This is a genomic window from Streptomyces sp. NBC_01214 (assembly GCF_026340975.1).
In the GTDB taxonomy this organism is placed as follows: domain Bacteria; phylum Actinomycetota; class Actinomycetes; order Streptomycetales; family Streptomycetaceae; genus Streptomyces.
In genome coordinates, this window is sequence record NZ_JAPEOS010000001.1 from 2,564,731 (window position 1) to 2,572,500 (window position 7,770).

10 protein-coding genes are annotated in these 7,770 nt (G+C 70.5%); 6 read left to right on the forward strand and 4 right to left on the reverse strand.

Annotated elements, in window-relative coordinates; genetic code table 11:
• The first annotated feature begins 122 nt into the window (after window positions 1–122).
• Window positions 123–368 (forward strand): chaplin, encoded by a 246-nt coding sequence (locus OG594_RS12300; protein ID WP_323185303.1) that lies wholly within the window; start codon window positions 123–125, stop codon window positions 366–368.
• Window positions 369–550: 182 nt separating this feature from the next.
• On the opposite strand, the gene OG594_RS12305 is transcribed toward OG594_RS12300, so the two are convergent.
• Window positions 551–1,333, reverse strand: a complete 783-nt coding sequence (locus tag OG594_RS12305) for a hypothetical protein (RefSeq protein ID WP_266598094.1) — start codon at window positions 1,331–1,333, stop codon at window positions 551–553.
• A 133-nt stretch (window positions 1,334–1,466) separates the two neighbouring features.
• Here OG594_RS12305 and OG594_RS12310 point away from each other — a divergent pair, with 133 nt between their 5' ends.
• From OG594_RS12310 to OG594_RS12325, 4 genes are all read left to right on the forward strand, one after another.
• Window positions 1,467–2,261: an ABC transporter ATP-binding protein gene (locus OG594_RS12310; protein ID WP_266598096.1), complete on the forward strand. Its 795-nt coding sequence runs from the start codon at window positions 1,467–1,469 to the stop codon at window positions 2,259–2,261.
• A gap of 84 nt (window positions 2,262–2,345) precedes the next feature.
• Entirely contained in the window at window positions 2,346–2,774 is a 429-nt protein-coding gene (locus OG594_RS12315) for an NfeD family protein (RefSeq protein WP_266598098.1), read from the forward strand.
• Window positions 2,775–2,859: 85 nt separating this feature from the next.
• Complete coding sequence (locus tag OG594_RS12320) at window positions 2,860–3,846, forward strand: SPFH domain-containing protein (protein WP_266598100.1); 987 nt, start codon at window positions 2,860–2,862, stop codon at window positions 3,844–3,846.
• A gap of 91 nt (window positions 3,847–3,937) precedes the next feature.
• Window positions 3,938–4,708 (forward strand): sulfite exporter TauE/SafE family protein, encoded by a 771-nt coding sequence (locus tag OG594_RS12325; protein WP_266598102.1) that lies wholly within the window; start codon window positions 3,938–3,940, stop codon window positions 4,706–4,708.
• Window positions 4,709–4,768: 60 nt separating this feature from the next.
• Here the strand turns inward: OG594_RS12325 and OG594_RS12330 are convergent, their stop codons facing one another.
• From OG594_RS12330 to OG594_RS12340, 3 genes are all read right to left on the reverse strand, one after another.
• A complete protein-coding gene (locus tag OG594_RS12330; protein ID WP_266598104.1) occupies window positions 4,769–5,272 on the reverse strand; it encodes an HNH endonuclease in 504 nt (167 codons plus the stop codon).
• Window positions 5,273–5,421: 149 nt separating this feature from the next.
• Window positions 5,422–5,958 carry a YbhB/YbcL family Raf kinase inhibitor-like protein gene (locus OG594_RS12335; RefSeq protein ID WP_266598106.1) on the reverse strand — a complete coding sequence of 179 codons (537 nt, stop codon included), beginning with the start codon at window positions 5,956–5,958 and terminating at the stop codon, window positions 5,422–5,424.
• A gap of 63 nt (window positions 5,959–6,021) precedes the next feature.
• Entirely contained in the window at window positions 6,022–6,804 is a 783-nt protein-coding gene (locus tag OG594_RS12340; protein WP_030010486.1) for a sporulation protein, read from the reverse strand.
• Window positions 6,805–6,912: 108 nt separating this feature from the next.
• Between OG594_RS12340 and OG594_RS12345 the strand changes: the two genes are divergently transcribed.
• Entirely contained in the window at window positions 6,913–7,554 is a 642-nt protein-coding gene (locus OG594_RS12345) for a DNA-3-methyladenine glycosylase (RefSeq protein WP_266598108.1), read from the forward strand.
• Window positions 7,555–7,770 lie beyond the last annotated feature (216 nt).

Here is a 7,770-nt window from a genome sequence, read left to right on the forward strand (position 1 = left end):
CGGACTGAGATTCATACGGTCGGGTGTATGTAGCCCACATGGCGTATCCCGATCGCGGGCCGACCGTTCTCCAAGGCGTGTCGCGACGGCTGGTCGCGGCAGACGTACTGGAGGACGAGAACGTGAAGAACTTCAAGAAGGCCGCAGCCGTCACCATGATCGCGGGCGGCCTCCTGGCCGCCGGCGCCGGTGTCTCCTCGGCGCACGGCGGTGCGTCGGCGGAGGGCGAGGCCCTGAACTCGCCCGGCGTGGCCTCCGGGAACCAGGTCCAGGTCCCCGTGCACGTCCCCGTGAACGTGGTCGGCAACACCGTCAACGTGATCGGCCTGCTCAACCCCGCCTTCGGCAACACCGGCGTCAACGCCTGACCCGCCCCACCCCGGCCCCGCTTCCCCCCTCTCCCTGGGAAGCGGGGTTTCCCCATGATCCAGCCCCGCCCCCATCCAGCCCCGCCGGCGTTTGAGGCGCGGGGCGGGGGGCGGAGCCCCACAAAGCCCGGGCGCAGCCCGGGGCCGACCGCGCAGCGGCGCCGCACCCACGCCCCCGGGGGTCAGCCCCGCTCGCGCGCCTCAACGGCCGAGTTGTACGCCGCGACCAGCGCCCGCCGAGCGACCCGCTCCACCGGCCGCAGCGCCTCCGCCCGCGCCGCCATCTCCGAGGCGGCCACCGCGCCCCCGTGCCCGTTCTCGTACGCCAGCGACACCATCAGGTCCACCCGCTGCGCCAGCGCCAGCACCCGCACCGCCCGCGCCGGATACCCCGGCGCCAGCGCCTCCCGTCCGGCCTCCGCCCGCGCCCGGTACGCCGACAGCGCGGCCTCCGCGACCGGCCCGGACCCCGCCACGTCCAGCCGGGTCAGCACCTCGGTCGCCTCGCGCAGCGCCTCCGCCAGCTCCCGCTCCGCCTCGCTCAGCGAGGGCACGTCGGCCGGCGGGGCCTCCCGTACCGGCAGCACGTGCCAGGTCACCGACACGTGGACGTCCCCGGCCGGCCCGACCTCGGTCACCTCCGGCACCAGCCCCAGCGCCGCCCCCACCGCGACGACCGCCTCCTCCGCCTCCAGCGCCCGCGCATTGAACTCCGGCGGCCCGCTCAGCCCCAGCGGATGCCCCGGCGCCGGCAGCGCCACCCGCAGCCCCGTCACCCCCAGGGCCCGCAGCCGGCCGAGCGCCAAGGTGAGACCGACGGGGCCCGTCTCACCCGGCAGCCCCTCCACCCGGTGCACGGCGTCCTCGCCCACGATCGACAACACGGCCTCGTCGGGCGAGACCAGACCGGCCAGCAGTGCGTTCCCCCAGGCGGCCAAGCGCCCTGAACGTGGTTCGAAAAGCATCCCCCTACTTTACGGATCGGCCCCGGCACCGGGCCCCGGCCCCGGACCCCGCTCCGAGTGGCGTAGGTTTTCCCCTGGGGCTGCGTCTACCGGCGCACAGAGAACCGTGACTGCAAGGGGTGACAACACGCTCATGAGCGATGTTCTGGAGCTGGTGGACGTATCCGTGGTCCGCGAGGGCCGGGCTCTGGTGGACCAGGTCTCCTGGTCGGTGAAGGAGGGCGAGCGCTGGGTGATCCTCGGCCCCAACGGCGCCGGCAAGACCACACTGCTGAACCTCGCCTCCAGCTACCTCTTCCCCACCAAGGGCACCGCCACCATCCTCGGCAGCACCCTCGGCAAGGTGGACGTCTTCGAGCTGCGCCCCCGCATCGGCATCGCCGGCATCGCGATGGCCGACAAGCTGCCCAAGCGGCAGACCGTCCTGCAGACCGTCCTCACCGCCGCCTACGGCATGACGGCGACCTGGCAGGAGGAGTACGAGGACGTCGACGAGCAGCGCGCCCGCGCCTTCCTCGACCGCCTGGGCATGACCGAGTACCTCGACCGCAAGTTCGGCACCCTCTCCGAGGGCGAGCGCAAGCGCACGCTGATCGCCCGCGCCCTGATGACCGACCCCGAGCTGCTGCTCCTCGACGAGCCCGCCGCCGGTCTGGACCTCGGCGGTCGCGAGGACCTCGTACGCCGCCTCGGCCGCCTGGCCCGCGACCCGCTCGCCCCGTCGATGGTCATGGTCACGCACCACGTCGAGGAGATCGCCCCCGGCTTCACCCACGTCCTGATGATCCGTCAGGGCAAGGTCGTCACCGCGGGCCCGATCGACCTCGAACTGACCTCCCGCAACCTCTCCCTCTGCTTCGGCCTTCCGCTGGTCGTCGAGCGCAACGGGGCCGACCGCTGGACCGCCCAGGGCCTTCCGCTCGGCTAAGGGGGCATCCAGGTCCGCCCCTTACGCCTCTTATGGGCCCCCGCACCCTGTCCCGACCGCGCCCACCGGACCTACCATGACCATGTGGACATCGACGCGTGGGTGTGGTGGCTCATCGGCGCGGTCGGACTGGGCATCCCCCTCGTCCTGACCGCCATGCCGGAGTTCGGCATGTTCGCAGTCGGCGCGGTCGCGGCCGCCGCCACGGCCGCCGTCGGCGGGGGAGTGGTGGTGCAGGTCCTGGTCTTCGTGATCGTGTCGGTCGCGCTCATCGCCGTCGTCCGCCCCATCGCCAACCGGCACCGCACCCAGCGCCCCCAACACCGCAGCGGCATCGACGCGTTGAGGGGCAGATCCGCCGTCGTCCTGGAACGGGTCGACGGCAGCGGCGGCCGCATCAAGCTCGCCGGTGAGGTCTGGTCCGCGCGCACCCTCGACGCGGACACCAGCTTCGAACCCGGCCAGTCCGTCGACGTGGTGGAGATCGACGGGGCGACCGCCGTCGTGATGTGACAAGCAGCCTGCTCGCGGCCCCCAGGTCTGCGAGACTCCGATCAACGGGGCAGCACAGACAGCCGGAAGGGCACGGGGAAACCGCATGCAACCGATCATCATCGTCCTGATCATTCTGGTGGCTCTGGTCTTCATCGCACTGGTCAAGACGATCCAGGTGATCCCGCAGGCCAGCGCCGCCATCGTCGAGCGGTTCGGCCGCTACACCCGCACCCTCAACGCGGGCCTCAACATCGTCGTCCCGTTCATCGACTCGATCCGCAACCGGATCGACCTCCGCGAACAGGTCGTTCCGTTCCCGCCGCAGCCCGTCATCACCCAGGACAACCTGGTCGTCAACATCGACACCGTCATCTACTACCAGGTGACCGACGCCCGGGCCGCGACCTACGAAGTGGCCAGCTACATCCAGGCCATCGAGCAGCTCACCGTCACCACGCTCCGCAACATCATCGGCGGCATGGACCTGGAGCGGACCCTCACCTCCCGCGAGGAGATCAACGCGGCCCTGCGCGGAGTCCTCGACGAGGCCACCGGCAAGTGGGGCATCCGCGTCAACCGCGTCGAGCTCAAGGCCATCGAGCCGCCGACCTCCATCCAGGACTCGATGGAGAAGCAGATGCGCGCCGACCGCGACAAGCGCGCCGCGATCCTCCAGGCCGAAGGCGTCCGGCAGTCCGAGATCCTGCGCGCCGAGGGTGAGAAGCAGTCCTCCATCCTGCGCGCCGAAGGTGACGCCAAGGCCGCCGCGCTGCGCGCCGAGGGCGAGGCCCAGGCCATCCGCACGGTCTTCGAGTCCATCCACGCCGGCGACGCCGACCAGAAGCTCCTCGCCTACCAGTACCTCCAGATGCTCCCGAAGATCGCCGAAGGCGACGCCAACAAGCTCTGGATCGTGCCGAGCGAGATCGGCGACGCCCTCAAGGGCCTCTCCGGCGCCATGGGCAACTTCGGCCCCATGGGCGGCGGTACGGGCTTCAACCCGGGCGGCACCGGCAAGGACGGCGGCGGCATCCCGGCCGCGCGGGACAAGGACGGCGCGGACCGCCGGGAACAGCCCCCCATCGACTGACACGCGCCACCCCTTCCTGCATGATCAGTGAGGCCCCTCGACCTTCATGGCGGGGAGGCGACTCACTCATGCAAAGGGGATGGCACCGTCCATGTCCATCTGGGAATCACTCGCTGTCTTCGCCGCCGGCATCGGCGCGGGCACGATCAACACCATCGTCGGCTCCGGCACCCTGATCACCTTCCCGGTGCTGCTCGCCACCGGACTGCCCCCGGTCACCGCCAACGTGTCCAACACCCTCGGCCTGGTGCCCGGTTCGATCAGCGGCGCCATCGGCTACCGCAAGGAGCTCCAGGGCCAGCGCGCCCGCATCCTGCGGCTCGGTTCCGTGTCCCTCATCGGCGGACTCGCGGGCGCGCTCCTGCTCCTCACCCTGCCGTCCGAGTCCTTCGACACGATCGTGCCCGTTCTGATCGCCCTGGCCCTGGTCCTCGTCGTCCTCCAGCCCCGGCTCGCCGCCGCGCTGCGCCGACGTCAGGAAGCCGCCGGAGGCGACACCGGCCACCCCGACGGCGGACCGGCCCTGCTCGGCGGCATGCTGCTCTCCAGCGCGTACGGAGGCTACTTCGGCGCCGCCCAGGGCGTGCTCTACCTCGGCCTGATGGGCCTGCTGCTCCGCGAGGACCTGCAACGCATCAACGCCGTCAAGAACGTCATCGCCGCATTGGTGAACGGCATCGCAGCCGTCGTCTTCCTCTTCGTCGCCGAGTTCGACTGGACGGCCGTCGTCCTCATCGCCGTCGGCTCCACCATCGGTGGTCAGATCGGCGCCAAGGTCGGCCGGCGCCTCTCGCCGACCGTCCTGCGCGCGGTCATCGTGACGGTCGGCATCCTCGCCATCGTCCAACTGCTCGTCAGCTGAGCGACGTAGAAGAACTACGCCGCCCAGCGTGACCGCCTCCACCGAACACGGGAGATCCGCTCAGGCGGAACGCTCCAGCCACTCCGGGAGCGCCTCCCGCCCGGCCACCCCCAGGGCCAGCAGCATCGCATCCGCCGGCGACGGCACGTAGGGCTTCCGGAGGAGCGGCATCCCCGCCTCCTCCGGAGTCCGCGCCGCCTTGCGGTGGTTGTCCTCGGCGCAGGACGCCACCGTGTTCAGCCAGGTGTCGCCACCCCCCTGGGCCCGCGGCAGTACGTGGTCCACGGTCGTCGCGCGCCTCCCGCAGTACGCGCAACGGTGCTGGTCCCGGACCAGCACCCCCCTCCGCGACCAGGGAGCATGTCTTCGGAACGGCACCCGGACGTACCTGCAGAGCCTGATCACCCGGGGCATCGGCAGATCCATGGTGGCCGCGCGCACACGCAGCTCGGGGTGCGACTGTTCGACGACGGCCTTGTCCTGGAGCACCAGAACCACGGCACGATTCAGAGTTACCGTCGACAGCGGCTCGAAGCTCGCATTCAGCACCAGCGTGTCCCGCATCTCGCCCACCTCCCGTGTGCAGGCCCGCGACCACCCTGGCGGCAGGGCCCGCAACCACTCTGGCCGCGCGCGCCACGCGGGACAACGCAATAAAAATGCCCGGTCCTGGCCTTCTTTAGACCAGGACCGGGCGAACGCTCGGGAAACGATCAGCGCGCGGCGGGCGCCTCGTACTCCGCGACGAGCTGCGCACGCCCCAGGGCGTGGAACCGCAGATGGAACCCGACGACCGCCGGCGACGAGTCCTCGTCCGGGCCGAGCTGCTCCCGGTCCACCGCGTACACGGTGAACACGTAACGGTGCCGCTCCCCGCGCGGCGGGGCCGCACCGCCGAAGTCCCTCGTGCCGTAGTCGTTCCGCGCGTGCACGGCCCCTTCCGGCAGACCCGCGAAGTCCCCGGTGCCCGCCCCGGCCGGCAGCTCCGTCACCGAAACGGGCAGGTCGAAGAGCACCCAGTGCCAGAACCCGCTGCCCGTGGGCGCGTCCGGGTCGAAGCACGTCACGGCGAAGCTCTTCGTCCCCTCGGGAAAGCCCTCCCAGCGCAGGTGGGGCGAGACGTTCTTCCCCGTGAGGACCTGGGCGGCGTGCAGGTCGGCTCCATGGGAGACGTCCTCGCTCGTCAAGGTGAAGGGCGCGACCTCGGGGTGGAAGTCGTGCGGAAGGGGCGCCCTGTTCTGCTCTGACACTGCTGAACCTCCGGAAGGGGGGACATCGGACCGCGCCCGCCGTGTACGGACGCGCTCGCGAGCCTAGAACCAGTTGCGCTGCGAACCGACCGACGCGATCCACTGGTTCAGGTACGCCGCCCAGTCCGTGCCCTGGTACGACTGCAGACCCACCTGGAAGCAGCGGTAGGTGTCACTGCCCTCGGTGAACAGACCGGGCTTCTTGTCCATCTCCAGCACGACGTCCATCTCGCGGCCGTCCGAGATGAAGGTGAGCTCGACCTGGTGCAGCCCGCGGTACTGCGACGGCGGCAGGAACTCGATCTCCTGGTAGAAGGGCAGCGACTGACGCGTCCCACGAATGTGCCCGCGCTCCATGTCCGCACTGCGGAACGTGAAGCCCAGCTGCCGGAAGGCATCGAGGATCGCCTGCTGCGCCGGCACCGGGTGCACGTTGATCGCGTCGAGGTCGCCCGCGTCCACCGCGCGCGCGATCTCCAGCTCGGTGCTGACCCCGATGTTCATCCCGTGCAGGTGCTGGCCGCCGAAGTGGGTGATCGGCGTCTCCCAGGGGATCTCCAGCCCGAACGGCACCACGTGCAGTGCACCGGGCTGCACCTTGAAGGCACCGCCCAGACGCTGCTTGGTGAAGACGATGTCCTGCTTGTACTCCTGGTCGCCGCCCTCGACCTCGACCCGGGCCTGCAGCCCGACGGACAGCCCCTCGATCTGCTGCTCCACGGATCCACCCTGGATCCGTACCTCGCCCTGGACGATTCCGCCCGGGACGACGTTCGGCTCGGTGATGATCGTGTCCACCGAAGCACCACCGGCGCCGAGGCTCGCGAACAGCTTCTTGAAGCCCATGCTCTAACTCCCCTTGAAGGATCTGGCGACTACGCCGCGACTACCCCGTACCAACGCGGAACCTTAGGCCCCGGTTCCACGGGGACGCGTTCCACTACGCTCGACCGGATGAGCGCGCGCCCTGACCGTACGCCCCTTCCCAGGTCGTTCTTCGACCGCCCGGTCCTCACCGTGGCCCCGGACCTGCTCGGCCGCACCCTCGTCCGCCGCACCACGGAGGGCCCCCTCGAACTGCGCATCACGGAGGTCGAGGCGTACGAGGGGGAGAGCGACCCCGGCTCCCACGCCTACCGCGGCCGTACCGCCCGCAACGCATCGATGTTCGGTCCACCCGGACACGCGTACGTCTACTTCATCTACGGCATGTGGTTCAGCCTCAACCTGGTGTGCGGTCCCCCGGGCCACGCGAGCGGGGTGCTGCTGCGCGCGGGCGAGGTCACGGTGGGCGCCGAGCTGGCCGCCAAACGTCGAATTTCAGCCAGAAGCCCGAGAGAATTGGCCAAAGGTCCGGCCCGCCTGGCCGCGGCCCTGGACGTGGACCGCTCCCTCGACGGCACCGACCTGTGTGCGGGCCCCGATTCCCCCTTGTCCCTCCTCACGGGCACCCCGACCTCGGCGGACCTGATGAGCAGCGGCCCGCGCACGGGAGTGGGCGGAGCCGGCGCGGCCCACCCGTACCGCTTCTGGGTCACCCACGACCCGACGGTGAGCCCGTACCGCGCCCACGCACCACGCCGCCGCTCAACTTGACTCGGCCCTGCGGGACGCCTAACGTAGCCCGAGCCGCTTGAACGGGGCACTGCTATCGGCAGGCACCCAGAGCGGCCAACCCAACACCTACGACTTACCCCTGGCGGGGTCCTATTCGGCATGCCCGAATTCCTGGCCAGTGGCTCGATTATGAGCCGCAAGGGATAAGCGCTAAAGTGGTGGAACGCCGAAAGGCAAAGACCCCCAACGGTCACT

Excerpts from the sequence above, each read along its gene's own strand:
- OG594_RS12305 (WP_266598094.1), bottom strand. The coding sequence starts at position 1,333 with ATGCTTTTCGAACCACGTTCAGGGCGCTTGGCCGCCTGGGGGAACGCA.
- OG594_RS12310 (WP_266598096.1), top strand. The coding sequence starts at position 1,467 with ATGAGCGATGTTCTGGAGCTGGTGGACGTATCCGTGGTCCGCGAGGGC.
- OG594_RS12320 (WP_266598100.1), top strand. The coding sequence starts at position 2,860 with ATGCAACCGATCATCATCGTCCTGATCATTCTGGTGGCTCTGGTCTTC.
- OG594_RS12325 (WP_266598102.1), top strand. The coding sequence starts at position 3,938 with ATGTCCATCTGGGAATCACTCGCTGTCTTCGCCGCCGGCATCGGCGCG.
- OG594_RS12330 (WP_266598104.1), bottom strand. The coding sequence starts at position 5,272 with ATGCGGGACACGCTGGTGCTGAATGCGAGCTTCGAGCCGCTGTCGACG.
- OG594_RS12340 (WP_030010486.1), bottom strand. The coding sequence starts at position 6,804 with ATGGGCTTCAAGAAGCTGTTCGCGAGCCTCGGCGCCGGTGGTGCTTCG.
- OG594_RS12345 (WP_266598108.1), top strand. The coding sequence starts at position 6,913 with ATGAGCGCGCGCCCTGACCGTACGCCCCTTCCCAGGTCGTTCTTCGAC.